This window comes from Actinoalloteichus sp. AHMU CJ021 (assembly GCF_002895405.1).
GTDB classification, from domain to species: domain Bacteria; phylum Actinomycetota; class Actinomycetes; order Mycobacteriales; family Pseudonocardiaceae; genus Actinoalloteichus_B; species Actinoalloteichus_B caeruleus.
On the sequence record NZ_CP025990.1, the window covers coordinates 1,552,057 to 1,575,976 of the forward strand.

21 protein-coding genes and 3 tRNA genes are annotated in these 23,920 nt (G+C 72.9%); 8 read left to right on the plus strand and 16 right to left on the minus strand.

The window, feature by feature from the left end; all coding sequences use genetic code 11:
• Positions 1–94: 94 nt before the first annotated feature.
• A complete protein-coding gene (locus tag C1701_RS06320) occupies positions 95–1,021 on the minus strand; it encodes an aminoglycoside phosphotransferase family protein (protein ID WP_035291256.1) in 927 nt (308 codons plus the stop codon).
• A gap of 527 nt (positions 1,022–1,548) precedes the next feature.
• Here C1701_RS06320 and C1701_RS06325 point away from each other — a divergent pair.
• Positions 1,549–1,947: an STAS domain-containing protein gene (locus C1701_RS06325; protein WP_026417128.1), complete on the plus strand. Its 399-nt coding sequence runs from the start codon at positions 1,549–1,551 to the stop codon at positions 1,945–1,947.
• Here the strand turns inward: C1701_RS06325 and C1701_RS06330 are convergent.
• Together C1701_RS06330 and pdxR are read right to left on the minus strand one after the other, a co-directional pair.
• Positions 1,939–3,033: a D-alanine--D-alanine ligase family protein gene (locus tag C1701_RS06330; protein ID WP_103055673.1), complete on the minus strand. Its 1,095-nt coding sequence runs from the start codon at positions 3,031–3,033 to the stop codon at positions 1,939–1,941. The two genes, C1701_RS06325 and C1701_RS06330, sit on opposite strands and share 9 nt — an antisense overlap.
• 58 nt (positions 3,034–3,091) lie before the next feature.
• Positions 3,092–4,492 (minus strand): MocR-like pyridoxine biosynthesis transcription factor PdxR, encoded by a 1,401-nt coding sequence (gene pdxR / locus C1701_RS06335; RefSeq protein WP_026417130.1) that lies wholly within the window; start codon positions 4,490–4,492, stop codon positions 3,092–3,094.
• A 74-nt stretch (positions 4,493–4,566) separates the two neighbouring features.
• Here pdxR and C1701_RS06340 point away from each other — a divergent pair, with 74 nt between their 5' ends.
• Positions 4,567–5,238: a pyridoxamine 5'-phosphate oxidase family protein gene (locus C1701_RS06340; RefSeq protein ID WP_103055674.1), complete on the plus strand. Its 672-nt coding sequence runs from the start codon at positions 4,567–4,569 to the stop codon at positions 5,236–5,238.
• 185 nt (positions 5,239–5,423) lie between these two features.
• Here C1701_RS06340 and C1701_RS06345 read toward each other — a convergent pair whose 3' ends face one another.
• From C1701_RS06345 to C1701_RS06360, 4 genes are all read right to left on the minus strand, one after another.
• Positions 5,424–5,918: a cysteine dioxygenase gene (locus C1701_RS06345; RefSeq protein ID WP_026417132.1), complete on the minus strand. Its 495-nt coding sequence runs from the start codon at positions 5,916–5,918 to the stop codon at positions 5,424–5,426.
• Between the two features lie 742 nt (positions 5,919–6,660).
• Positions 6,661–7,809, minus strand: coding sequence for a cystathionine gamma-lyase (locus C1701_RS06350; RefSeq protein ID WP_026417133.1), 1,149 nt, complete (start codon positions 7,807–7,809; stop codon positions 6,661–6,663).
• Complete coding sequence (locus C1701_RS06355; RefSeq protein WP_026417134.1) at positions 7,800–8,819, minus strand: NAD(P)H-dependent glycerol-3-phosphate dehydrogenase; 1,020 nt, start codon at positions 8,817–8,819, stop codon at positions 7,800–7,802. The genes C1701_RS06350 and C1701_RS06355 overlap by 10 nt, the downstream gene beginning before the upstream one ends.
• Positions 8,816–9,670 (minus strand): lysophospholipid acyltransferase family protein, encoded by an 855-nt coding sequence (locus C1701_RS06360; RefSeq protein WP_030104004.1) that lies wholly within the window; start codon positions 9,668–9,670, stop codon positions 8,816–8,818. The genes C1701_RS06355 and C1701_RS06360 overlap by 4 nt, the downstream gene beginning before the upstream one ends.
• 124 nt (positions 9,671–9,794) lie before the next feature.
• Here C1701_RS06360 and cofC point away from each other — a divergent pair, with 124 nt between their 5' ends.
• The 4 genes from cofC to C1701_RS06380 all read left to right on the plus strand — a co-directional run bounded on the left by cofC (position 9,795) and on the right by C1701_RS06380 (position 14,287).
• A complete protein-coding gene (gene cofC / locus C1701_RS06365; RefSeq protein WP_081715182.1) occupies positions 9,795–10,475 on the plus strand; it encodes a 2-phospho-L-lactate guanylyltransferase in 681 nt (226 codons plus the stop codon).
• Between the two features lie 96 nt (positions 10,476–10,571).
• On the plus strand, positions 10,572–10,928 hold the full coding sequence (locus C1701_RS27190) for a hypothetical protein (RefSeq protein WP_337662167.1): 357 nt from the start codon (positions 10,572–10,574) through the stop codon (positions 10,926–10,928).
• 18 nt (positions 10,929–10,946) lie between these two features.
• On the plus strand, positions 10,947–13,283 hold the full coding sequence (locus tag C1701_RS06375) for an RNA degradosome polyphosphate kinase (RefSeq protein ID WP_372492971.1): 2,337 nt from the start codon (positions 10,947–10,949) through the stop codon (positions 13,281–13,283).
• An 80-nt stretch (positions 13,284–13,363) separates the two neighbouring features.
• Positions 13,364–14,287, plus strand: coding sequence for an NUDIX hydrolase (locus C1701_RS06380; protein WP_103056980.1), 924 nt, complete (start codon positions 13,364–13,366; stop codon positions 14,285–14,287).
• A gap of 31 nt (positions 14,288–14,318) precedes the next feature.
• Here C1701_RS06380 and C1701_RS06385 read toward each other — a convergent pair whose 3' ends face one another.
• From C1701_RS06385 to leuC, 3 genes are all read right to left on the minus strand, one after another.
• Positions 14,319–15,038, minus strand: a complete 720-nt coding sequence (locus C1701_RS06385; RefSeq protein WP_026417139.1) for an HU family DNA-binding protein — start codon at positions 15,036–15,038, stop codon at positions 14,319–14,321.
• Positions 15,039–15,288: 250 nt separating this feature from the next.
• On the minus strand, positions 15,289–15,891 hold the full coding sequence (gene leuD, locus C1701_RS06390) for a 3-isopropylmalate dehydratase small subunit (RefSeq protein ID WP_026417140.1): 603 nt from the start codon (positions 15,889–15,891) through the stop codon (positions 15,289–15,291).
• Between the two features lie 36 nt (positions 15,892–15,927).
• Complete coding sequence (gene leuC / locus C1701_RS06395) at positions 15,928–17,355, minus strand: 3-isopropylmalate dehydratase large subunit (RefSeq protein ID WP_026417141.1); 1,428 nt, start codon at positions 17,353–17,355, stop codon at positions 15,928–15,930.
• 79 nt (positions 17,356–17,434) lie between these two features.
• On the opposite strand from leuC, the gene C1701_RS06400 reads away from it, so the two are divergent.
• Positions 17,435–18,136 (plus strand): IclR family transcriptional regulator, encoded by a 702-nt coding sequence (locus C1701_RS06400; RefSeq protein ID WP_051313255.1) that lies wholly within the window; start codon positions 17,435–17,437, stop codon positions 18,134–18,136.
• 125 nt (positions 18,137–18,261) lie between these two features.
• Here C1701_RS06400 and C1701_RS06405 read toward each other — a convergent pair.
• The 5 genes from C1701_RS06405 to C1701_RS06430 all read right to left on the minus strand — a co-directional run bounded on the left by C1701_RS06405 (position 18,262) and on the right by C1701_RS06430 (position 21,648).
• Positions 18,262–18,334, minus strand: a tRNA-Glu gene (locus C1701_RS06405).
• Positions 18,335–18,780: 446 nt separating this feature from the next.
• Positions 18,781–18,853: transfer RNA gene (locus tag C1701_RS06415), tRNA-Glu, on the minus strand.
• A 46-nt stretch (positions 18,854–18,899) separates the two neighbouring features.
• A tRNA-Gln gene (locus C1701_RS06420) sits at positions 18,900–18,971 on the minus strand.
• A 179-nt stretch (positions 18,972–19,150) separates the two neighbouring features.
• Positions 19,151–19,882, minus strand: a complete 732-nt coding sequence (locus C1701_RS06425; protein WP_081715183.1) for an HAD family hydrolase — start codon at positions 19,880–19,882, stop codon at positions 19,151–19,153.
• A gap of 122 nt (positions 19,883–20,004) precedes the next feature.
• On the minus strand, positions 20,005–21,648 hold the full coding sequence (locus C1701_RS06430) for a glutamate--tRNA ligase (RefSeq protein ID WP_026417144.1): 1,644 nt from the start codon (positions 21,646–21,648) through the stop codon (positions 20,005–20,007).
• Positions 21,649–21,857: 209 nt separating this feature from the next.
• Between C1701_RS06430 and C1701_RS06435 the strand changes: the two genes are divergently transcribed.
• Positions 21,858–23,177, plus strand: a complete 1,320-nt coding sequence (locus tag C1701_RS06435; RefSeq protein ID WP_026417145.1) for an FAD-dependent oxidoreductase — start codon at positions 21,858–21,860, stop codon at positions 23,175–23,177.
• On the opposite strand, the gene C1701_RS06440 is transcribed toward C1701_RS06435, so the two are convergent.
• The gene (locus C1701_RS06440; protein WP_026417146.1) at positions 23,128–23,907 is read right to left on the minus strand and encodes a fumarylacetoacetate hydrolase family protein; all 780 of its coding nucleotides are present in this window, start codon (positions 23,905–23,907) and stop codon (positions 23,128–23,130) included. The two genes, C1701_RS06435 and C1701_RS06440, sit on opposite strands and share 50 nt — an antisense overlap.
• Positions 23,908–23,920: the final 13 nt, after the last annotated feature.

Genomic DNA, 23,920 nt, shown 5'->3' on the forward strand with positions numbered 1-23,920 from the left:
CTCGTCCACCGGCCAGCGCGGTTCGCCGGCTCGTCCCGCGCCGCCACGCGCCGTTCCAACTCCCCCGACCCGCCCGGTGCCAGCCGCACCGTGGTCAGACCCCGGCCAGCCGGGCGAGCACCGGCGCGACCGCCATCGCCGACCGACCGCCCGCCGGGTCGCCGTGCGCGGCGCTCCACAACGCACCCTCCACCGTCCTGGCCAGCGCCCACGCCGCCACCCGGGCGGGATCCAAGCCCAGGACGTCGGCGAGCAGTCGGAACCGGCTGGCCAACACCGACGGCCGGTCACGTGGGTCGTCGACCTGCTCGACCAACGGCCAGAGCTCGTAGGCCGGGTCGCCGAGCACCGGCTTGGGGTCGATCGCCAGCCAGGGCCGGCGGCGCGCGGCGAGCAGGTTCCCGGGATTGAGGTCGCCGTGCAGGAGCACCGCGCGATCCGCGCTGGACGGGAGCTCCCGGAGCAGTTCGACTCCCCGGCGCACCAGCCCGGCGTCCAGGTCCGCTCCCGGCGTGCCAGCCCTGGCCGCGGTGACCTCGGCCCAGCCCGCGCACACGGCCGCCAGCCCGGGTACCGCCACTCCTCCACCAACGGGCACCGACCAGAGCTCAGCGACGACCTCCGCCGCGAGTTCCAGCCGGCGTGCGGGAGGGATCTCCTCCGCCGCGGCGAGGGGAGTGGCGGGACGGACCCGTTCGAGGAGCAACGCGTTGTCGTCGCCGGCCACGTCGAGCAGCCGAACGGCCGCCCGGCCCGCCCAACGCCGCAACGCGTCGGGTTCGGCGGAGGCCTCCGGGTGCGGCCAGGTCACCTTGAGCACCGCCTCGGTGCCGTCCGGGCGGCGGGCGGGCGCTACCCAGGAACTCGTCCCGCCCCGCAGCGGGGCGCCCAGCACCAGGCCCCACCGCCTCCGCAGCCGGTCCACCCGATCCGGTAGCCCCGCGAGCCAGGAGTGCCCGGCGGGCAGCCCAGCCAGGTGGGAGAACACCGGCAGGGAGCGGGGAAAGAGTTCGGGGGCCACGGGACACCAACCTCTCCCCGCCAGGGTCGGATGCCGGCGGGGCTGTGGAGCACCGGCGAATGGGACGGGCTCGGGCTCGCCGGGATGCCACCACCGGACTCGGGTCGGCAGGAGGCCACCGCGCCACGGTCCCCACCGCCCGGGACGGTACCTCGGCTGGCAGAGGACGGGACCCGGTCCCCGGCCAGCACGCGGACGCGGGTGGGTGGGTGGGTGGGGCGGCACCGTCCCGACCCGGGTGAGGCGATGTCCCCGGAACGAGCAGCGCCGGGCGGCCCCACGTCCGCGGGGGCGGGTTCGGCCGAGGGTGGTGGCCCCGGTCCCGAGGCCCGGTGCCCCGGACACGGCGCACCGACCGTCGAGCACGTCCCGGTACCACGAGCCGCCAGGGACCGACGGCGGGCGCGCCCCTCGCCGGCTCGCCCCGACCGAGTGAGGACACGGTTCGGGAAGGGCGCGAGCGGGCACTTCTCATCACAGGACGGGGTGCCACGGTCATCTCGCCCCGGTGGTGTGAGGAGGCGGGTATGACGACGCGGCCGATGGTGGACGAGGCGGACGGGGACACCTGGGATCTGCGGCTCCGCCACGGACTTCGGTACGGCTGGGTCGTCGTCGAGGTCGTCGGCGAGCTCGACACGACCAATGCCGAGATGTTCTGGGGATTCCTCGCCGACTGCCTGCGGACCGGGGCGACCCGCATGGTGGTCGACCTGGGCAACGTCGACTTCGTGGGCCGGGCGGGCGTGTACGCCCTCGTGTCCACCTACCAACGGCTCCGGCGGCGCGGCGGGGAGCTGAACGTCATCTCCGACGACGCCAACACCCTGCGCCGCTTCCACCAGGCGGGGCTCGGCACCCTGATCACGGTGTTGCCGAGCGTGCCGTGGCCGTCCGACGCGCCCGCCGGCCCACCCTCACCGTAGGCCGGTCCCCCTGGCCAGGGCGGTGTCCACGAGGATGTTGGTGAGCGTGCCGATGTCGATGCCGGTGTGCTGCCACATCTTCGGGTACATCGAGATCGGCGTGAAACCGGGCATGGTGTTGAGCTCGTTGACGATCAGCTCGCCCTCGTCGCTGACGAAGAAGTCGACACGGGCCAGTCCCTGGCAGTCCAGGGCGGTGAACGCCGTCACCGCCTGGTCCCGAAGCCGTTCGACGACCGCGTCGTCGAGCTTGGCGGGGATGTCGAACTCGCACACGTCGTCGAGGTACTTCGCCTCGAAGTCGTACCAGTCGACACCCTCGGCCACCATCCGGATCTCGGCCGGCAGCGAGGCACGGACCTCCCCGTCGGGGAACTCCAGCACCCCGCACTCGACCTCACGGCCCCGGACCGCGGCCTCGATGATGACCTTCGGGTCGGTGCGCCGGGCCTCCGCGATGGCCTCGTCCAACGCGGACCAGTCGGTGACCCGCGAGATGCCCAGCGACGAACCGGCCCTGGCGGGCTTCACGAAGACGGGGAGACCGAGGTCCGCCCGCTGGTCCTCGGTCAGCGTCGCCTGGTCGCGGCGGAGCACGACGTACCGCCCGACCGACAGCCCGGCAGCCGCCAGCAGCTTCTTGGTGAACTCCTTGTCCATCGCGGCGGAGCTGGCGAAGACACCCGGTCCGACGTAGGGGACCCCGGCCATCTCCAGCAGCCCCTGGATGGTCCCGTCCTCGCCGTAGGCGCCGTGCAGCACGGGGAACACCACGTCCACCCCGGAGAGCAGCTCCCCCTCGCGCCCCGGGTCGAGTCGGACGAGGTCACCACCGGCTCCTCCAGGCAGGACCAGGGACGCGCTGGTCCCGTCCACCTCGGGCAGCGCCCGGTCCCGGATCGCCAGCTGCTCCGGATCGTCCCCACCCAGCACCCAGCCACCCTCGCGGGTGATGCCGACGGGGACGACCTCGAAGCGTTCCCGGTCCAGGTGCGCGAGCACGCTGCCCGCCGACACGCAGGAGATGGCGTGCTCGTTGCTCTGGCCGCCGAAGACGACCGCGACCCGGATCTTGCGCTGCGTCATGGCTCTGGACCCTACCGGCCGGTCGCTCCACCCACTCGGCGCAATCCGGTATTCCGCGTCACCACGCCCTGGCGACGAGGTGGGTCAGAACGGGGATGGCCGAGGCCAGTTCCCGGGGGGAGCAGGCCGCGTATCCGAGGGCGATTCCGTAGTGCCCGGCGGGGCCCTGGTGGTGCCGGCCGAGCCCGTCCAGGGCGAGGCCCGCGCGCCGCGCCGAACCGATCACCCGTTGTTCCTCGGCGGCCGAGGGCAGCGGGAGCACGAGGTGGGCACCCGCCTCGTCCCCGAGCACCGGAAGGCCGGCCGAGGTGAACGCCTCCACGAGAGCGCCGCGGCGGCGGGCGAACTCCCGCCGCGTGCGGCGCAGGTGCCGGCCCAGGTCTCCGTGCCTGGCGAGCTCGACCAGCACCCGTTGGCCCGCCGCAGCGGGGCCCACGCCCGACCGGTCGCGCGCGTCCAGCACCGCCCGGCGCACCGATCCGGGGGCCACCATCCACCCCACCCCCAGCGTCGGCGTGAGGATCTTGCTGGTGGTGCCGAGGTGGACGACGTGTTCCGGGGCGAGCGCGGCCAACAGGGGCAGCGGCGCGACGTCGTAGCGCAGCTCGCCGTCGTAGTCGTCCTCGATGACCAGGAAACCGTCGTGCCGCGCCCGTTCGACCAGGGCGACCCGGCGCGCGGCCGGGAGCCGCCCCCCGAGCGGGTACTGGTGTGCCGGCGAGCAGTACACGGCCCGCACGCCGGCGGGGACGCGGTCGACGAGCAGGCCGTCCCCGTCGACCGGCGCGGGCACGACGCGCAGACCCGCCGCGAGGAGCGCGCTGACCGCCCGCTGGTACCCGGGCTCCTCGACGGCGACGACGTCCCCGGGCCGCAGGACGGCGCGGACGGTCTCGACCAGGCCGGCGGTCGTTCCCGCGGTCGCGATCACCGGGCTGTCGACCTCGTGAGCCCTCGGGACCGCCAGGCCCCGGTGCCGCAGCAGGTGTTCGGCGACGGCGGCCCGGTACTCGGGCAGCCCGGCCCGCCGGGGCCGGGTCATCGGCGGGACCTCCGCCGCCGCGCGCCAGGCCCGCCGCCACGCGGCCCGGTCGATGCCCTCCGACCACGGGGCTCCCGGGGTGAGGTCGACCAGCTCCCCCACTTCCGGCTCGGCGGCGTCCACGGTGGTCTCCTGGGCCGCGCCGCTCGGGGGGCTGGTGGTGACGTAGGTGCCCGAACCGTGCCGCCCGGTCAGCCAGCCCTCGGCGTGCAACTGTTCGTAGGCGGCCGTGGTCACCGTCCGGCTCACCCCGAGGTGGGCGGCCAGCCTCCTGGTCGCCGGCAACCGGTCCCCGGCCCGCAACAGGCCGTCCACCGCGGCCGCCCGGAGCGCGTCGGCCAGCTGCACCGCCAGCGGCGTTCCCGCCCCTCGGTCGAGGCTCACCGGGATCTCGGTCGCGGGTTCACCACGCGTCATCGACGAAGTGGCCTTTCCAAATCGCTGTTCTGTGGCCCTTCCAGAATGCCATTCGGGGTCAGCACACTCGTGCCATGACCACACAGCCGCTGTCCCCCACCCCCCGCAGCACCGTACGACGCGGCCGGCGGCGGTCCGTCACCGACCGCGAGACCCTGTACTCGATCCTGGACGCCGGCCTGGTCTGCCAGCTCTCACTCGTCCTCGACGGGAGCCCGGTGGTGCTCCCGACCTGTTACGGACGGGTGGGGGACACCCTCTACCTGCACGGATCCACGGGCGCGGCGAGCCTGCGCGCCCTGGCGGAGGGCGCGCGGGCCTGCGTCGCGGTCACCCTGCTCGACGGCGTGGTGTACGCGCGTTCGGTGTTCCACCACTCCGTGAACTACCGGTCGGCCGTCATCCACGGCACGCCCGCGCTGGTGGACGACCCGGGCACGAAGCTGGCGGGGTTGCGCGCGGTGACCGAGCGGCTGGCTCCGGGCTCGTGGGACCACGCCAGACCTCCCACGCAACGGGAACTGGCCGCGACGGCGGTCCTCGCGCTGGATCTGGCGGAGGCGGCGGTCAAGGTCCGGGCCGCTCCTCCCGGCGACGACGAGGAGGACGTCGCGGACGGCACCCGGTGGGCCGGGGTGCTGCCCCTGGACCAGCGGTGGGGCGAGCCCGAGCCCTGTCCGCTGCTCCCCGGGGACAGCGATGTGCCCGACCACGTCCGGCGGCGAGCCGGCCAGGCCCTGGGCTGAGGGCCGCGTCACGGCGGGCACGGGGGAACGGAACGCCACCACCAGCCCGGACCCCTCCCTCGGGCGTCCGCTCCTCCCCCACGGCGGGTCCCGCCCGCCGCCGAGGGGCCGGGCGGCCGTTCCCACCCCGGGCCGCCCGGGTCCCGGTGGTCAGGCGGGCGGCGCCGGGCGGTGGTGGCGGGTGCTCACCAGTTCCGCCGACCGGTCGGGACGAGCCCCGCGACCGGGTCGAGGCGGTACTCCGACATCGGCTGCCGGGCCCGCCGGTAGACGTGCACCGACACCGCGGGGTCCGGTCCCTCGTTGACGACCTGGTGCACGTAGTGCGGACCGAACACCCGGGACTGGCCGGCGACCAGCGGGGAGATCACCTCCAGGTGGTTGTCACCCGGCTGTTCCCGGACCACCCGTTCGGTGAGGACACCGTTGACCACGGTGAACGCGCCGACCGCGCCCCCGTGGTCGTGCAGCTCGGTCCGCTGCCCCGGGAGCCAGGACAGCAGCCAGATCTCCTGGTCGTCGGTGCGTTCCAGCAGGTCCGACCAGCGGCGTTCCGGGTCGTAGCGCAGGCGGTGCGCCCAGTGCGCGCGGTTGGCGACGGTCTCGAGTGCGACGCGGACGGGGTGCGCGGCCGACCGCTGTGCGGGCGGCGCGATGGTGTTTGCAGGCACGGCGAACAACAGAAGTCCTCTGCTCGGTAGGGAAGTCTCATCCCCGGTGGCCCCGGGGGCGGGCGAAACGGTCCGGCCCTGCGCCGGCGGACGAACGTCAGCCCTGACGACACAGCGCGCTGGCGGCACGGCCGAGGTCAAGGGGACCTCTCCGCTCACGACCACCGCGCTGGTGCATGTTCCTCCTCGGATGCGGCCCGAAGCCCCGTCGACCGCACGGGGGCGGGGTCCTGGTGACGCCGTCCGTGACCGGGCGGGCTCCTGGGCCGTGACTAAGAAAACCAAGACCGGGGTTGGGCGTCAACCTGGCACACGCCAACCTGGTCAAGAATCCTCCACTTTGGTGACTAAACCTCGAACGGGCGAGAAACTGATCACCGGGAGTATCGATGGCCGACGCGGGTGACCCGCCCGCTCGGCCCCCCGGGATCGCACCGCCGGCCACCCGGCGGGCACGCCCGTCGTCGCTGGTGGAACCACCGCACAGCCTGTCCCCGCACCTCTCGCGCGTCCGCCCTGTCACTCGCGCGGTCATACCCGTCGAGGACCGAGCCCAAACCACCCCGAGGCCAGGAAGATCACCCTTCCGGCAGCGGCACGCGCGAACCGGCCTCCCGCCAGGTGGGACAGGACGGCCGCCACCGCTGCCGGCGGGTCGCGGGCGCACCCGGGGCACCCTGCGCCTCGGCCCCACCACCAGCGCCCCGGAGCCCCTTGGCAGGCCGGGTCGGACCCCGGGCCCGCCGGGCGGTCAGTCCCGCGCCACCCCGTCGAGCGCGGCCACCACGTCCCGGACGAGGTCGTCCGAATCCTCGCAGCCGGCGGAGAACCGGACGAACCCCGGCGCGACGGCGTCGCCCCACTGGGCTCGTCGGTCCACCGTCGAGTGCACGCCGCCGAAACTGGTCGCCTCGGCGAGCAGCGAGCTGCGCCGGACCAGCTGGGAGACGCAGGAGGCGTCCGGCAGTTCGAAGCGGAACACGCCGCCGAACCGGCGCATCTGCGCCCTGGCCACCGCGTGGGACGGGTCGCCGGGAAGCCCTGGCCACCGCAGGTTCGTGACGAGCGGATGTCCCTCGAGCGCCGCGCACAGCGCCGCCGCGTTCTCCGCCTGCCGGGCCAGCCGGAGGTCGAGCGTGCTCAGGCTGCGGTGGGCGAGCCACGCCTCGAAGGGGCCGGGCAGGGAACCGTCCCGCCCGCGCCCGGCCCGGAGCCGGTCGGCCAACTCGGGATCGGCGGTCGACACGTGCCCCAGGAGCAGGTCGCTGTGCCCCGTCAACGCCTTGGTGTCACTGGCGACGACCACGTCCGCCCCCAGTTCGAGCGGCCGCTGGCCCAGTGGCGTCGCGGTCGTGTTGTCGACGGCGACCAGGGCACCGACCCGCCGCGCCATCGCGGACAGCGCGGCGATGTCGCACACGTCGAGACCGGGGTTCGCCGGAGTCTCCAACAGCACCAGGCACGCGCCGGCCAGGACCTCGTCCGACCAGGGTCCCCTGGCCGGTACCTCCCGGACCGTGACGCCGGTCCTGGCCAGGTCGGCCGCGGCGAAGTTCCTCGTCCCGTAGTACCCGTCGGCTGGCAGCACGACCGTGTCCCCTGGCCGGGGGACCGCGCGGAGCAGGGCGCTGATCGCGGCCATCCCCGACGGGAACAGCACGCACTGCCCACCGTCGAGCGAGCCGATGGACTCCTCAAGAGCGGTCCAGCTGGGGTTTCCCGACCGGCCGTACTCCACCGCACCGGGGACGGCGGGCATGTCCTCCGCTCCCGCCAGGTGGTACGGGGCCGCGAAGACCGGCCCGGGGCGCAACGGCGCGCCCGTCCTCGGTGGTTCGTGCCCGGCGTGCACGCACCGGGTCCCGTCGCCCCACTCCGCTGCCCCTGAACTCACGACCACTCCGCCTTCCTCGCCCTACCGAGCAGGGCGGACGCCATCGCCCGAGGAGCGAGCCCCTCGTGGCAGACCCGGTGCACCGCGTCGGTGATGGGCATCTCGACGCCGTGGCGCATCGCGAGTTCCCGGATCGACGAGCACGACTTCACACCCTCGGCGACCTGTCCGTTGCCGGCGGCGGTGGCCTCGGTCAGCGTGGCGCCGCCGCCCAACCGGCCCCCGAAGGTGCGGTTCCGCGACAGCGGGGAGGAACAGGTCGCGACGAGATCCCCCATGCCGGCCAGGCCCGCGAAGGTCTGCGGGTCGGCGCCCAGCGCGGCACCGAGGCGGGCGATCTCGGCGAGACCCCGGGTGATCAGCGTCGCCGCCGTGTTCTCCCCGAAGCCGAGGCCGCCGGCGATCCCGCAGGCGAGGGCGATCACGTTCTTGCAGGCGCCACCGAGCTCGCAACCGACGACGTCGCTGTTGGTGTAGGGCCGGAAGTAGCCGGTGGAGCTGGCGCGCTGGAGCGCGAGCGCCAACGCCGGGTCCTCGGCCGCGACCACGCTGGCCGTGGGCTGCTCGTCGGCGATCTCCTTCGCCAGGTTCGGCCCCGTGACGACGGCCACCCGGTCACCACCCACCCCGGCGACCTCGCTGATGACCTCACTCATGCGTTTCAGGCTGCCCAGTTCGACGCCCTTGGCCAGGCTGACCAACGGAGCCGCCGGCGGCAGCAGGGAGCGCCACGACTCGAGGTTGGCCCGCAGCGTCTGGCTCGGCACGGCGAGCACCACCGCCTCGGCGCCCCGGAGCGCGGCCTCCGGGTCCGCGGTGGCCGTCAGGTTCGCCGGCAGCGGGACCCCGGGGAGGTAGTCGGGATTGGAACGGCTGGTGGTGACCGCCTCCGCGACCTCGGTGCGGCGCGCGCACAGCACGACCTCCCGACCGGCGTCGGCCAGCACCTTCGCGAACGCGGTACCCCAGGACCCGGCGCCGAGCACCGCGACGCGGTGCGGGACGGGGGCGTTCACGCCCGCTCCACCGGGGAGTCCCCGTCCTTCCCCGGCCGTCGTTCGGCGTCGGTGGCCGCGTCGGCCGCGCCGTCCACCGGGTCGGTGGCGCTCCCGGCGGCGTCCCCGTCGGAGGCGGCGGAGTCGGTGCCGCTCCGGCCGCCGGGCCGGTGGAAGGCCACCGGGGGTGTCTCGTTCCGCACGGACCCCAACAGGTCGCGCACCCCGCTCATCACGGCGTCGGTCACCTCGCGGAGCAGCGCCGCGTCCCGGGGGCGTCCCCGGTAGGCATCGAGGTCAACGGGTTCCCCGAACTCGACGACCACCCGACGACGGCGCGGGGAGGGGCGGAACTTCTTGGTCTGGTAGTCGTGCACCTCGTGCGTGCCCCAGTTCACGGCCGGGATCACCGGGACGTCGGTGTCCAGCGCGAGCCGCGCGACACCGGTCTTGGAGTACATCGGCCATCGTTCGGGGTCCCGCCCGACGGTCCCCTCCGGGTAGATGACGACCACCTTCCCGGCACCCAGTCCCTCGACCGCCGCGCGCAGGCTCCGCTGGGCGTCCCCGGAACCCCGGTACACCGGGATCTGGCCGGCACCGCGCAGGAGCGATCCCACCACGGGCACCTTCCACAGGCTGTGCTTGGCCATGAACCGCGGAACCCGGCCGGCGGAGTGCACGGCGACGGCGTCGTACACCGGGTCGATCTCGGAGATGTGGTTGCACACCACCAGGGCGCCGCCCTCACGGGGGAGACGATCACCACCACGGAATTCGTTGCGGGAGAACAACCGGATCGCCGGGTAGAACACGGCTGCGGCGAACCCGACCCAGAACCCCCCCTTTTCCCTGGTCACCTTGGTGGTCACCCAGCCCTCCCTCGTCCTCGGCCGGCGGTGGGTCGCGCATCGGCCTGCCGCGAGTGTGCCCACCGCCTGTCCGACAGGTTAGGCGGGGGTCTCGCCAGAACACCACGACGTCGGTCAGGATGGTGTGGTGGATGGCGGTGTGGACCTGTTGATCCCGGTCAAGATGCTGCATGCGGCCAAGTCGCGGCTGCTCGGCGCGCTCGATGGCGGCGCGCGGGACCCGCGCCTGCACTCCTCCCTGGTCATCGCGTTGGCGTTGGACACGGCGACAGCGGCCAGGGAGGCGGTGGGCGTGCGGCGAGTGCACGTGTTGACCGCGGACTCGACCACGGCGGCGGCGGTGCGGGCGGACGGGTTCTCCGTCGTGACCGATCACCACGACGCCGGGCTGAACGCGGCGCTCAGGCACGGGTCGGAGTGGCTGCGCAACCACGTCGGGGCGGACCGGATCGGCGCGTTGCAGGCCGACCTGCCGGCCCTGACGGCGCTCGAACTCGGTGCCGCCATCGCGGCGGCCGGCCAGAGCCGGGGGTTCTGCCCCGACCGACAAGGCACGGGCACGACCTTCCTGCTGGCCGCGCGGGGTGAGGCCCTGGACCCCCGGTTCGGGGTCGGTTCGGCCCGCCGGCACCGGGAGGCGGGAGCGGTGGAGCTGCGCGGGAGCTGGCCGACGCTGCGCTGCGACGTGGACACCGCCGCCGACCTGGGTGAGGCGGCGAGCCTCGGGCTGGGCCCCAGGACGGCGGAGCTGTTCGAGCGGGCGGACCAGGTGGGCGCGCGTCGGCCGGCGCGCCGGGGGGCATGACCGGCCCGGCGCCCACCGGACGGCGGGGCGAGCGGCCACGGCCGCCCCTCGCCGCCACCCGGAGCGGTGCGCACCGGGGCTGGCTACGGTGGCGCGGTGGCCACCTCACCCACCCCGCCGCCGGGAACCTCGCCCACCGGTGGGACGACCTCGCCCCACCACCCCGACGGCACCGGGTCCCCGTCACCGCCGCCGAGGCGGGCCGAGCAGGCCACGGTGTGCGACATCCTCGACGACGGTTCGCTGACGGTGCTGCGGGACGACGGACTCCTGGTGGACATGCCGGCGGTCGCGGTGACCTCGGGCGGCTGGATCGCGCCGCGGAGCGGCCAACGCGTCACGGTGTGGCGCGCCGCCGACGGCACGGTCGCCCTCGTTCTCCCACCCGCCGTGCCGCCGTCGCCGGATGTTCACCCCAATGCGCGTATCTCCTGGCCCGTTGGGGGTCGTTGAGGAGGACAATGGGGACTCGTGGAAGCGGAGCGTGGGACGGGTCGACGGGATCGGGCGGACGAGCGGACGGACATCGGCGCGGGCGCCGAGGGGCGGTCGGAGCGGACCGGTCCATCGGGTTCCCCGGCTCCGGGGGCCGACCTGGCGGCGGTGGTCGCGCCACGCCCCGTCGCCGCCGGAGCGGAGCGACCGCGTCCCGCCGGTGACGCCCAGAGCGCCGCGATCTCCCACGGCGGCCACTCCGGTCGCGCCTTCCCCCCGGCTCCCCCCGCGGCGACCCCGACCGAGCCGACCTCGACCGGGCTGCCGGAGGACCGCTACCTGAACCGGGAGCTGTCCTGGCTCGACTTCAACGCGCGAGTGCTGGCGCTGGCCGAGGACGACTCCCAGCCGCTGCTGGAACGCGCGAAGTTCCTGGCGATCTTCGCCGAGAACCTCGACGAGTTCTACATGGTGCGGGTCGCCGGCCTGAAACGCCGCGACGAGACGGGGCTCTCCGTCCGCAGCTCCGACGGGCTGTCACCCCGCGAACAGCTCGCCAGGATCTCCGCCCGGACGCAGGAACTGGCCGAGCAGCACGCCAACGCCTTCCTCGACGACATCCGCCCCGCGTTGGAGACCCACGGGTTGCGCATCGTCCGGTGGAGCGACCTCAGCAGGGCCGAGCAGCACCTCATGTCGATCTACTTCGGCGAGCAGGTGTTCCCGGTGCTGACGCCCCTCGCGGTCGACCCCGCCCACCCGTTCCCCTACATCTCCGGGCTGTCGCTGAACCTCGCCGTCATCGTCCGGGACTCCTCCAGCGGCGCTCCCCGCTTCGCCCGGGTCAAGGTGCCGAACAACGTGCCCCGGCTGATCCAGGTGCAGCCCAGCGGCGAGACGACCGCGATCACCTTCCTCCCGCTGGAGGAGCTGATCGCCGCTCACCTCGACCGGCTCTTCGCCGGCATGGAGGTGATGGAGCACCACGTGTTCCGGGTGACCCGCAACGCCGACCTGGAGGTGGAGGAGGACCGCGACGAGGACCTCCTCCAGGCCCTGGAACGGGAACTCGCCCGTCGCCGGTTCGGACCGCCGGTGCGGCTGGAGGTCTCCGACGCCATGAGCCCGCACACCCTGGAGCTGCTGCTGCGCGAACTGGACGTCGACCCGAACGACGTCGTCCGGGTCCCGGGGCCGCTCGACCTGTCCTGCCTGTCGTTGCTCCACCGGGTCGACCTCCCCCAGCTCAAGGACCGCCCCTTCGTCCCCGCGACCAACCCCGCCTTCGGCGAGGGTGAGACGCCCAAGGACGTCTTCGCGATGCTGCGCCGCCGGGACATCCTGGTGCACCACCCCTACGAGTCGTTCTCGACGAGCGTGCAGCGCTTCGTCGAACAGGCCGCGGCCGACCCGAAGGTGCTGGCGATCAAGCAGACGCTGTACCGCACCTCGGGCGACTCCCCGATCGTCGACGCCCTGATCGACGCGGCCGAGGCGGGCAAGCAGGTCGTGGCGCTGGTCGAGATCAAGGCGCGCTTCGACGAACAGGCCAACATCCGGTGGGCCCGGGCGTTGGAGCGGGCCGGGGTGCACGTGGTGTACGGGCTCGTCGGCCTGAAGACCCACTGCAAGGTGGCGTTGGTGGTGCGGCAGGAGGGCACCACGATCCGCCGGTACTGCCACATCGGCACCGGGAACTACAACCCGAAGACGGCGAGGACCTACGAGGACATCGGGCTGCTCACCTCGGAACCCGACCTCGGCGCCGACCTCACGGACCTGTTCAACTCCCTCACCGGCTACGCCAGCCAGACCGCCTACCGCAGCATCCTGGTCGCGCCGCACGGTGTCCGGCGCGGCATCATCGAACGGATCGACGGGGAGATCGAGCGGGCCAGGGCCGGTGAGCTCAGCGGAGTCCGCATCAAGGTGAACGCCCTGGTGGACGAGCAGGTCATCGATGCCCTGTACCGCGCGTCCCAGGCGGGCGTCCCGGTGGAGGTCGTGGTGCGCGGCATCTGCGCGCTCCGGCCGGGGATCCCCGGGTTGTCCGACCGGATCCACGTCCGATCCATCCTGGGCCGGTTCCTGGAGCACTCCCGCATCTACCACTTCGTGGGCGCGGGTGAGCGCTGGATCGGCAGCGCGGACATGATGCACCGCAACCTGGACCGGCGGATCGAGATCCAGGTGCGCATCACCGACCCGGACCTCGTCGACCAACTCGACTCGGTCATGCGTTCGGCGTTGCACCCGTCCGTCCGCTGCTGGGTGCTGGGGCCGGACGGGGAGTGGGACCCCTCACCCACCGAGGGCGAGCGGGTCCGGGACCACCAGTACGAACTGCTGCGCCGGTACCAGGCCACCGGGTGAGACGCGCGCTCCCCAGGTAGGTTCTCGTCGGCGCGGAGGAGCGCGCCGGACGGGTTGGCGCACACGGGCTGGTGGGGGCAGTGGCGAGCAGCAGGGATACGCGAACGGTGCGGGCGGCCGGCGCGGTGGTGTGGCGCTGGCGGTCGACCGGGCACGGGGCGGAGGTCGCCGTGGTGCACCGCTCCCGCTACGACGACTGGTCGTTGCCCAAGGGGAAGCGGAACCCCCGCGAGACCCGGCAGGCCACCGCCGTCCGGGAGGTCGCCGAGGAGACGGGTATGGCGGTCGCCCTGGGCAGGTCGCTCGGCTCGGTCCGCTACCGGGTCCTCTCGCCGGACGGCGCGGGGCGCAAGGTGGTCGAGTACTTCAGCGCCCACGCCCTCGGTGGGGACTTCGGGCCGGGGGACGAGGTCGACGACCTGCGGTGGCTTCCCGTCCACGAGGCGAGGGCCGTCCTGACCAGGGAGGCCGACCGGCAGGTGCTGGACCGCTTCGCCGCCGCGCCACCAGACCTGCGGACGGTGCTGCTGGTCCGGCACGCCAGGGCGGGGAGCCGGGAGGAGTGGGCGGGCGCCGACGAGTTCCGGCCGCTCAGCGGACGTGGCCGGAAACAGGCCGAGGCGCTGGCGGACCTGTTGCCGGTGTTCGGGCCGACCCGGGTGCACTCGGCACCGATGACGCGGTGCCTCGACACGGTGTCGCCGGTGGCGAGGGCGCTGGGCGCGGCGGTGGTCGCGGAACCCGCGCTGACCGAGGAGGCGTTCGCTCGGGAGCCGGCTGCGGCCGAGGACCGCCTGTTGGCGTTGGTCGGGCTGCCGGAGACCGTGGTGGTGTGCAGCCAGGGCGGGGCGATTCCCAGCCTGCTGTCCCGGCTGGCGGCCAACGGCGGGGTGGAACTCCCGGCCCCGCGCAGCCGCAAGGCGAGCACCTGGGTGTTGTCGTTCCTGCCCTCGCGGCCGGTGCTGGTGGCGGCCGACTACATCTCCAACCCGAGGGGCTGGTGACGGGCCGACCGGCCGCGAGGGCGCCGAACGCTCAGCCGCCGCTGCGCGAGGTGGTGCGCCGGCTGGAACCCCCCGTGCGGGACTTGGTGCCCCCGGAGGTGGACCGGCTGCCCGACGTGCTCCTCGTCGACGTCGACGTGCTCCGGGTGGTGCCGGACGAACCGGAACGTCCGCTGCCGCTCTTCGTGGAGGACGAGCGGGGCTGGGGCACGCTGGACCGGGTACCGGTGCTCGTCTTGCGCCCCGTGGTCGACGTGGTGGACCGGCTCGAACCGCTGGTCCTGGTCGTCCCGGTTCGCCCCGTCGTCTGCCGGCTGGTGGTGGACTTCGTGGCCGTGGAGCGGCCGGTGCTCGTCCGCCCGGGCCCGGTCTTGCCGGTTCCCGTGGTCTTCGTGGGGGTGGTCCCACCACGGCCCCGGCCCGTGGTGGTCGTGGTGGTCGTGGTCGCCCTGGCGGCGGGCACCCTGGGCAGTTTCCGCTGCCCGCCCACGACCTCCCGGAAGTTGGTGCCGGGCCGGAACGCGGGAACGTTGGTGCGCTTCACGCGCACCGCCTCCCCGGTCCGGGGGTTGCGGGCGGTGCGTGCCGCCCTGGCCCGCTTCTCGAAGACCCCGAAACCGGAGATGTTGACCTTCTCGCCCTTCTGCACGCGGCGGACGATGAGGTCGAGGACTCCGTCGACCGCCGCGGTGGCGGTCTTGCGGTCGCCGATACGCTCGGCGAGTGCGTCGATGAGTTCGGCCTTGTTCATCTTCAGTCCCTCTCCCGAGACAAACACAGCGCCCTCGGCGATGCGCCGATTCTGTGCCTGTCAGGACAGGCACCTGCGCCACGGTAAGCCGAGGTCGCGGGGGTCGCCATTCTGCGACAGGGGAAAACCGCGGTCATCGGGGCGGGAGTTGGCCCTGGCAGCGGGGAGTTCCGCCTCGCCTCGGCCGTGATCGGGACGCCCGGTGGACGCCGGTTCCCGTTGCGGCACAACGAGAACCGGCGCCAGGCCCTCAGGAACCGGCGACGGGGGTGGTGGTCGGCAGCCAGCCGGGCCGACTCCCCTCGAAAGTGTCGATCGTGCCGACCTCGCGCAGGGTCAGCGCGATGTCGTCGAGACCTTCCAGCAGCCGCCACCTCGTGTAGTCGTCGATGGTGAACGGCAGCACGAGTTCCCCGGCGGTGACGGTCCGCTCCCGCAGGTCCACGGTCACCTCCGTCCCCGGCTCCTGCTCCAGCAGCTTCCAGAGCAGTTCCACGTCCGACTGGGCGCACTGGGCCGCCAGCAGGCCCTGCTTTCCGGCGTTGCCCCGGAAGATGTCGGCGAAACGGCTGGAGATGACGACCCGGAACCCGTAGTCCCCCAGCGCCCAGACGGCGTGCTCCCGGGAGGAACCCGTGCCGAAGTCGGGGCCCGCCACGAGGACGCTCCCGGCGGAGAACCTCGGGTCGTTGAGGACGAACCCCTCGTCGGACCGCCAGGCGGCGAAGAGGCCGTCAGCGAATCCGGTGCGGGTCACCCGCTTCAGGTAGACGGCGGGGATGATCTGGTCGGTGTCGACGTTGGAACGGCGCAGCGGCACGCCGACCCCGGTGTGCGTGGTGAATGCTTCCATGTTCGGTCACCTCTCCTGGGAAGTGGTCGGGTGCGCTCAGCTCGCCGCGGCCAGGTCGGCTGCCGGCAGGTCCTCCGGCGAGGACAGCGTTCCCCGGACCGCGGTCGCGGCGGCGACCAGGGGTGACACCAGGTGGGTGCGACCGCCCTTGCCCTGGCGGCCCTCGAAGTTCCGGTTGGACGTCGAGGCGCTGCGCTCGCCGGGGGCCAACTGGTCCGGGTTCATCCCCAGGCACATCGAGCACCCGGCGGACCGCCACTCGGCCCCCGCCTCCAGGAACACCTCGTGCAGTCCCTCCGCCTCGGCCTGGCCCCGCACCCGCATGGAACCGGGTACGACGAGCATGCGCACCCCACCCGCGACCTTCCTGCCCCGCAGCACCTCCGCGGCGGCGCGGAGGTCCTCGATCCGGCCGTTGGTGCAGGAGCCGAGGAAGACGGTGTCCACCGCGACCTCCCGGAGCGGGGTGCCCGGCGTGAGGTCCATGTAGCTGAGGGCCTTCTCCGCCGCGAAGCGCTCGTTCTCGTCCGCGATGCCGGCGGGGTCTGGCACCCGCTCGCCCAGCGGGAGGCCCTGCCCGGGATTGGTGCCCCAGGTGACGAAAGGGGTGAGGGCGTCGGCGTCGATGGTCACCTCGGCGTCGAACTCGGCGTCCGGGTCGGTCCGCAGCCCGCTCCAGTACTCGACCGCCGCGTCCCAGTCCGCTCCGGTGGGCGCGTGCGGCCGCCCCCTGAGGTACTCGAAGGTGGTGGCGTCCGGGGCGATCATGCCCGCCCGCGCGCCCGCCTCGATCGACATGTTGCAGACGGTCATCCTGGCCTCCATGGACAGCGCCTCGATGGCGCTTCCCCGGTACTCCAGGATGTAGCCCTGCCCGCCGCCCGTTCCGATCCTGGCGATGACGGCGAGGATGATGTCCTTGCTCGTCACTCCGGGCCGGAGCGTTCCCTCCACGTTGACCGCCATCGTCCTGAACGGCTTCAGCGGCAGCGTCTGCGTCGCGAGGACGTGTTCCACCTCGGAGGTGCCGATACCGAAGGCGATGGACCCGAACGCACCGTGGGTCGAGGTGTGGCTGTCCCCGCACACCACGGTCATCCCGGGCTGGGTCAACCCGAGCTGCGGCCCCACGACGTGCACGATCCCCTGGTCGACGTCGCCCATCGGGTGCAGGCGAACCCCGAACTCGGCGCAGTTCCGGCGCAGGGTGTCCACCTGGGTGCGGGACACCGGGTCCGCGATGGGCAGGTCGATCCCGGTCGTGGGGACGTTGTGGTCCTCCGTGGCGATGGTCAGGTCGGGTCGGCGCACCGGCCGACCGGCCAGCCGAAGACCGTCGAAGGCCTGGGGGCTGGTGACCTCGTGCACCAGGTGGAGGTCGATGTAGAGGAGGTCTGGCTCGTCACCGCTCCCCCGACGCACCACATGGGCGTCCCAGACCTTCTCCGCGAGCGTGCGGCCCATTGCTCCTCCCAGCACGAGATGTCGACGTGGTGATCCCAACATCTGGACATCCCAGATAACGAGATATTAGTATCGGGACGTGGGACAGCATAGCGGCATCGGCGTGCTTGACAAGGCGGTGGCCGTCCTGAGGGCGGTCGCCCAGGATCCGTGCGGGCTCGCGGAACTCTGCACCAGGACGGGCCTGCCCAGGGCCACCGCGCACCGCCTGGCGGTGGGCCTGGAGGTGCACCGCCTCCTCCGACGGGGAGCGGACGGCCGCTGGCGGCCGGGAGCGGCGCTCACGGAACTGGCCGGGGCGACCAGCGACCCGCTCATCGAGGCCTCCGCCACGGTACTTCCCAGGCTTCGGGACATCACCGGCGAGAGCGTGCAGTTGTACCGGCGCGACGGGATGCAGCGGATCTGCATCGCGACCGCCGAACCGCCCAGCGGGCTCCGCGACACCGTTCCGGTCGGCAGCCGGCTACCGATGACCGCCGGCTCGGGAGCGAAGGTCCTGGCGGCGTGGTCCGACCCCGGAACCCAGCGGGCCATCCTCGTCGACGCGGTCTTCGGCGAGCGCACGCTCCTGGAGGTGAGACGTCGCGGGTGGGCCCAGAGCATCGCCGAACGCGAGGCGGGGGTGGCGAGCGTCTCCGCTCCCGTCCGGGACGCCAACGGCGTGGTGACCGCGGCCATCTCGGTGTCCGGCCCGGTGGAACGGATCGGGCGCAAACCCGGCGCACGGTGGGCCGCCGACCTCCTCGGGGCGGCCGAGGCCCTGCACGTGAAGCTTTGAGGCGACCGGGGAAGGGCGCGGACGAGGTCCCGGTTGCGCCAGGGCGGACGCCGGAGACCGGCGGGACCTCCCCGAACGGCGAAAAACCCGGGGCTCCGTCACGGAGTCCCGGGTCCTTCGTCCTGTAGCCCCGACGGGATTTGAACCCGCGCTACCGCCTTGAGAGGGCGGCGTCCTAGGCCGCTAGACGACGGGGCCTCGAACCAGGTGGAAGCCTAACAGAGCGGTTCCTCCGCCCTACACCGGCCCCCTCGGCTCGCCGCGACCGGGGAAGGGGCGCGGGGACCGGTCCGGATCGGGAGTGGTCCTCGCACGGGGATCACCAGCTCGACAGCGCGGGCCGGGGTACGTCCGGCGGGCCAACGGTGCGGCGGGGGAGGTCGACCAGTGAGCCGGTCCGCCCACGGTCCGGCCGGAGCCCCGCACCCGCGCGACGAGTGGCGGACCACACCCGCGAGAGCGGGGAACGGGTGAGGGCGTTCGGCCGCACGACGCCGTCGCGGGCCGTCACGTCCTCTCCTGGCGAGCCGATCGACGAATAGCGATCGGGAAATCGTCGTACCGGCGGCGTGCGTCGCGCGGCGAAGCGGAGGGGAACGACGAAAAACCGGGGATTCCGAAAACGGAATCCCCGGTCATCACCGTAGCCCCGACGGGATTTGAACCCGCGCTACCGCCTTGAGAGGGCGGCGTCCTAGGCCGCTAGACGACGGGGCCGTAGAACCGAGAGCGATCCACACGGTATCGCGTGGAACTCTCTCCGCTGGGGTACCAGGACTCGAACCTAGACTAACAGGGCCAGAACCTGTCGTGCTGCCGATTACACCATACCCCATTGCCCGGAGGACAATTGCTTCGAACTCCGGCCTGCCTCAGCATACCAAAACGTTCGGAGCTTCTTCCGGTCAGACTCTCTCGACTCTCACCGGGGGACTCGCCCTGCCGTTGGTGAAGATATTAGACCACCCGCCAGAGCGAACGAGAACCGGGTCCCCCCAAGCGGGGAAGGTGCCGTCAGGAGGCCGGGGTTTCGAGCCGAAACAGCAGGTCGGGCAGCTCGGCCAACCCGGAGATCACCGAGATGCCCGACGGCACCGGGTCGCCCAGGGAACGCCGGTCCAGCCACACCCCGTGCAGACCGGCGTCGCGCGCGCCGAGGGCGTCGAGCGTCACCTTGTCCCCGACATGCACCGCCTCCTCCGGTCGGACCCCGAGCTCGGCGCAGGCGGTGTGGAAGATGAGGGGGTCGGGCTTGGCCACTCCCAGCTCACCGGAGATCACCAGGCGGTCGAAGGCGTCGCCGAGACCCACCGCCGCGAGTTTGCGGCGCTGGTACGCCCCAGCGGCGTTGGTGATGGCGGCCACCCGCAGACCCGCGCTCCGCAACCAGCGCAGGCAGGGCACCGCGTCGTCGAAGAGGGTCCAGGTGCGTTCCGTGGCGGTGAGGCGCCGCTGCTCCCATGCCGCGGCCTCCTCCTCGTCGACCTGGCGCCCCAGGTCGGTCAGGAAGGCGCGGGTGCGCTGACGGCGCATCGTGTCGAAGTCCACCTCGCCGGCGGCGTACCTGGCGTGGTGCCGTTCCGAGGTTCGTTGCCACATGGGCCAGGACTGGTCGTCGCCCAGCAGTTCGACCAGACCGGTCCGCGCGGACGTGCAGTAGTCGACCAGGGTGTCATCGATGTCGAGGCAGACCGCCCGAACGCGGTGCAGCCGAGTGCCCGAGGAAGTCGCAAGCGCGGATGTCACCCCGTGAGACTAGGTACTGGCGCAGCGTGCGAATGCCCCCCAGCGGAGTGATTTGGCCGCGACCTGCATCGATCCAGGGAATCACCGCCCGTGACCGGCCTTCCGGCCGGTCACGGGGTGGTTCACGCGGCGAGGGCGCGGACCCGCCGCAACACCTCGTCCGACCCGAGCGCACGGGCCACCGAGGCCAGGTCCGGGCTCCTGGTGGACCCGGTCAGCGCGACCCGCACCAGCTGGGAGGCTTCCCTGATCGAGCCGGGGTAGGCGTCCGGGTCCTTCTTGAACTCCTTGGCGTTCCTCGCGAAGCCGTGCCGGGCGGCCAGCTCCCTGATCTGCCCGAACCACTCCTGGGGATCCTCAAGGGGCTGGTACCCGTCCGCGAAGTCGGCCGCCAGCGTGCGCACCAGTTCGGGGTCGAGGCCGCCGAGGCGCTCGTCGGCCGGGTCGTCCACCACCGCGAACAGCTGGGGGAAGAAGAAGCCGTACACGGGGCGGAAGTCCGACCACTTGCGGAGGTCCTTGCGCGGGTTCTCCACGCCGTCCCGCTCGACGGAGAGCGCCCGCAGCGCGAGGTCCCGGTCAGCGTCGAGCACCGCGACCAGGTCGGGGTCGTGGGTGGCGGCCCACGCCGACACCGCCTCGACGATGGTCTCGCCGGACAACGTCGCGATGTGGTCCGCGCTGATGTCCTCCAGTTTGACGAGGTCCACCAGCGGGCCGGCGACCCCGCACTCGGCCAGCCTGATGGGCTCGGCCAGCGCCTGCTCCAGCGGCAGCTCCGCGAGGCGCCCGTTGGCGAGTCCGCGCAGGTAGTAGCGGACCGCTTCGGACGGGTACCCGGCCTCGACGTAGAAGTCGACAGACGCCTCCGGGTCCTTGCGCTTGGACAGCTTCCGCCTGCTCCCCCCCTGCTGCTTCATCAGGGGAGCGATGTGGGCGTACTCGACCTGGTCGAAACCGAGGGCCTCGAAGAGCTGGAGGTGCAGTGGCACCGAGGAGATCCACTCCTCGCCGCGGATGACGAGGTTGACCCGCATCAGGTGGTCGTCCACCGCGTGCGCGAAGTGGTAGGTCGGCAGCCGGAGGGGCTGGTCCGAGGACTTGAGGATGACCGCGTCGTTCCTGTTGGCCTCGTGTTCGAGCTCACCGCGGATGGCGTCGGTGTAGTGGACCCGGTCCTGGGGGCCGGCCTCGGCGCGGAACCGCACCACGTACGGCTCACCGGCGTCGAGCTTGGCCTGGACCTCGGCCGGGTCGGCGTCCCGCCAGATCGCCCACCGCCCGTAGTACCCGGTGGGGAGCTTCGCCGCCTGCTGGGCCGAGGTGATCTCGGCAAGTTCGTCCTTCGTGGCGAAGCACGGGTAGGCGCGGCCCCGGCGGAGCATCTCCCGCACGTAGGTGAGGTAGATCTCCGAGCGCTGGGACTGGTGGTAGGGGCCGTAGGCGCCCGAGTCACCGGCCTCGTCGGGCTGGATGGCGAAGTACTCGAAGGCGCGGTCGAACTGCTCGACCGCCCCGGCGACCTCCCGGGACTGGTCGGTGTCCTCCACCCGCACCAGGTAGGTCCCCCCGCTGTGCTGGGCGACGTCACTGTCGATGATGCCGACGTACACGCCGCCGATGTGCATGAAACCCGTGGGCGAGGGACCGATCCGGGTGACCTTGGCCCCCTCCGGGAGGGCACGGGGCGGGTAGCGCCGCTCCCAGTGCTCCGGCTCGGGCAGATCGGACGGGAACAACGCGTCGACGGTGGCTCGATCGAGCATCAGCGGAGATCTCCAACACACACCTGCGGAACGGACACGTGAGGCTATCAACTCCGCTGGTGGGACGGGCGGACGCTCGCGCGGTCCCGCCCCGCGACCCCGCCCCGACCGGTGGGATGGGCTGGCTACCCATCCGACGATGAATTGACGGTCCTCGCGACCGCTCAGGACACTGGTAGGTCCGAGGGGCGGCGGAGGCGGGGGGCCGGATGCGGACCACGGACTGCGTGGTGATCGGCGGCGGGCCGGCGGGGATGGTGCTCGGGCTGCTCCTGGCCCGGGCGGGCGTGGAGGTCACCGTCGTGGAGAAGCACGGCGACTTCCTCCGCGACTTCCGGGGCGACACCGTGCACGCCTCGACCCTCCGGCTGCTGGACGAACTCGGTCTCGGACCCGCGTTCGAGGCGGTGCCCCACCGGTTGGTCGAACGCTTCCAGCTCCTGACCGACTCGGGTCCCGTCGTGCTGGCGGACCTGCGCCGGCTGCCGGGGCCGCACAAGCACATCGCCTTCGTGCCGCAGTGGGACTTCCTCGACATGCTGGCCGCCTCGGCCTCTCGGGAGCCCACGTTCGAGCTGCGGATGAGCACCGAGGCCGTCGGCCTGGTCCGACGGGGCCGGCAGGTCACCGGAGTGCGGGTGCGGGAGGCGGACGGTCGGGTGCGGGAGATCGCGGCCCGGCTCGTGGTGGGCTGCGACGGGCGGGACTCCCGCCTCCGCGAGCAGGCCGGCCTCCGGGCCCGTTCCTTCGGTGTCCCCCTCGACGTGCTGTGGTTCCGGCTCCCCCGACGACCCGGCGACGTCGAGGGAGCGACCGGTCGGTTCGGGCGGGGCCGCGCGATGGTCCTGATCGACCGGGGCGACTACTTCCAGTGCGCGTTCCTCATCCGCAAGGGCGAGCACGACCGCGTCCTCGCGGAGGGGCTGCCGGCCTTCCGAGGACGGGTGAGCGATCTGCTGCCCTGGCTCGCCGACCGGATGGACTCGCTGACGTCGCTGGAGGAGGTGCGGCTGTTGTCGGTCCGCCTGGACCGGCTGCGCACCTGGGAGGCGCCCGGCGTGCTCTTCATCGGGGACGCGGCGCACGCCATGTCGCCGGTGGGCGGGGTCGGCATCAACCTCGCAGTCCAGGACGCGGTGGCCGCCGCGCGGTACCTGGCCGCCCCCCTGCTGACCGGGCGGCCGCGCACCGCCGACCTCCGCAGGGTCCGACGCCGTCGGTGGTTGCCCACGGCGGTGACCCAGGGCATGCAACGGGCGCTGCACGCCGGGTTCCTCCAGGACGCGCTGGACAGCGACCCCCGCGCCCCCTCGACACCCCCGCCGCTCCTGGTGAGGGCGCTCCGCCGGTTCCCCCTGTTGCGGGCCGTCCCCGCCTACCTGGTGGCCGTCGGCCTCGTGCCGGAACACGCGCCACCGTTCGCCCGCAGATCACCCGCGCGGCGGGACGGGGCGGTGGACCGAACGGCCACCAGACCCGTCAACGGGAGACGACCGGGTTGGTCAGTGTTCCGATTCCCTCGACGGTGATCGACACCGACTGCCCATCTCGGATCTGACCGACCCCGGCCGGCGTTCCGGTGAGGATCACGTCGCCCGGCAGCAGCGTCATCACGCGGGACACCCACTCGACGAGCGCCGGAACGTCGTGCAGCAGCTGCGAGGTGCGGCCGTCCTGGCGCAGCTCGCCGTCGAGCTCGGTCCGGACGGCGAGGTCGGAGGGGTCGATCTCCGTCTCGATCCACGGGCCCAGCGGGCAGAAGGTGTCGTGCCCCTTGCCCCGCGTCCACTGCCCGTCCGCCCGCTGCTGGTCCCGCGCGGTGACGTCGTTGGCCACGGTGTAGCCGAGGATGACGTCCTTCGCCTTCGCTCGGGGGACGTCACGGCACGGCTGCCCGATGACGACGGCGAGCTCGCCCTCGAAGTCGACGTGCGTCGAGTCGGCTGGCAGCCGGATCGGCAGCGCGGGGCCGACGACGGAGGTGGACGGCTTGAGGAACATCACCGGGTCGGCCGGGGGCTCGCCCCCCATCTCCCTGGCGTGCTCGGCGTAGTTCTTCCCGATGCACACCACCTTGCTCGGCAGGATGGGCGCGAGCAGGCGAACGTCGGCGAGCGGCCACTGCCGGCCGGTGAAGTCGGGCGTGCCGAAGGGGTGCTCCCTGATCTCGGCCGCGACCTCGTCGCCTTCGTCGTTCCGCTGGATTGCGACGAAGGGAAACCCGGTCCCCTCGGGATGAGCGATCCGCCCCAAACGCACGTGTCGTCCTCCT

What these genes read in the sequence shown, in the direction of transcription:
- C1701_RS06325 (WP_026417128.1), top strand. Translation starts at nt 1,549, where the DNA reads ATGACGACGCGGCCGATGGTGGACGAGGCGGACGGGGACACCTGGGAT.
- C1701_RS06330 (WP_103055673.1), bottom strand. Translation starts at nt 3,033, where the DNA reads ATGACGCAGCGCAAGATCCGGGTCGCGGTCGTCTTCGGCGGCCAGAGC.
- pdxR (WP_026417130.1), bottom strand. Translation starts at nt 4,492, where the DNA reads ATGACGCGTGGTGAACCCGCGACCGAGATCCCGGTGAGCCTCGACCGA.
- C1701_RS06340 (WP_103055674.1), top strand. Translation starts at nt 4,567, where the DNA reads ATGACCACACAGCCGCTGTCCCCCACCCCCCGCAGCACCGTACGACGC.
- C1701_RS06385 (WP_026417139.1), bottom strand. Translation starts at nt 15,038, where the DNA reads ATGAACAAGGCCGAACTCATCGACGCACTCGCCGAGCGTATCGGCGAC.
- leuD (WP_026417140.1), bottom strand. Translation starts at nt 15,891, where the DNA reads ATGGAAGCATTCACCACGCACACCGGGGTCGGCGTGCCGCTGCGCCGT.
- leuC (WP_026417141.1), bottom strand. Translation starts at nt 17,355, where the DNA reads ATGGGCCGCACGCTCGCGGAGAAGGTCTGGGACGCCCATGTGGTGCGT.
- C1701_RS06430 (WP_026417144.1), bottom strand. Translation starts at nt 21,648, where the DNA reads ATGCTCGATCGAGCCACCGTCGACGCGTTGTTCCCGTCCGATCTGCCC.
- C1701_RS06435 (WP_026417145.1), top strand. Translation starts at nt 21,858, where the DNA reads ATGCGGACCACGGACTGCGTGGTGATCGGCGGCGGGCCGGCGGGGATG.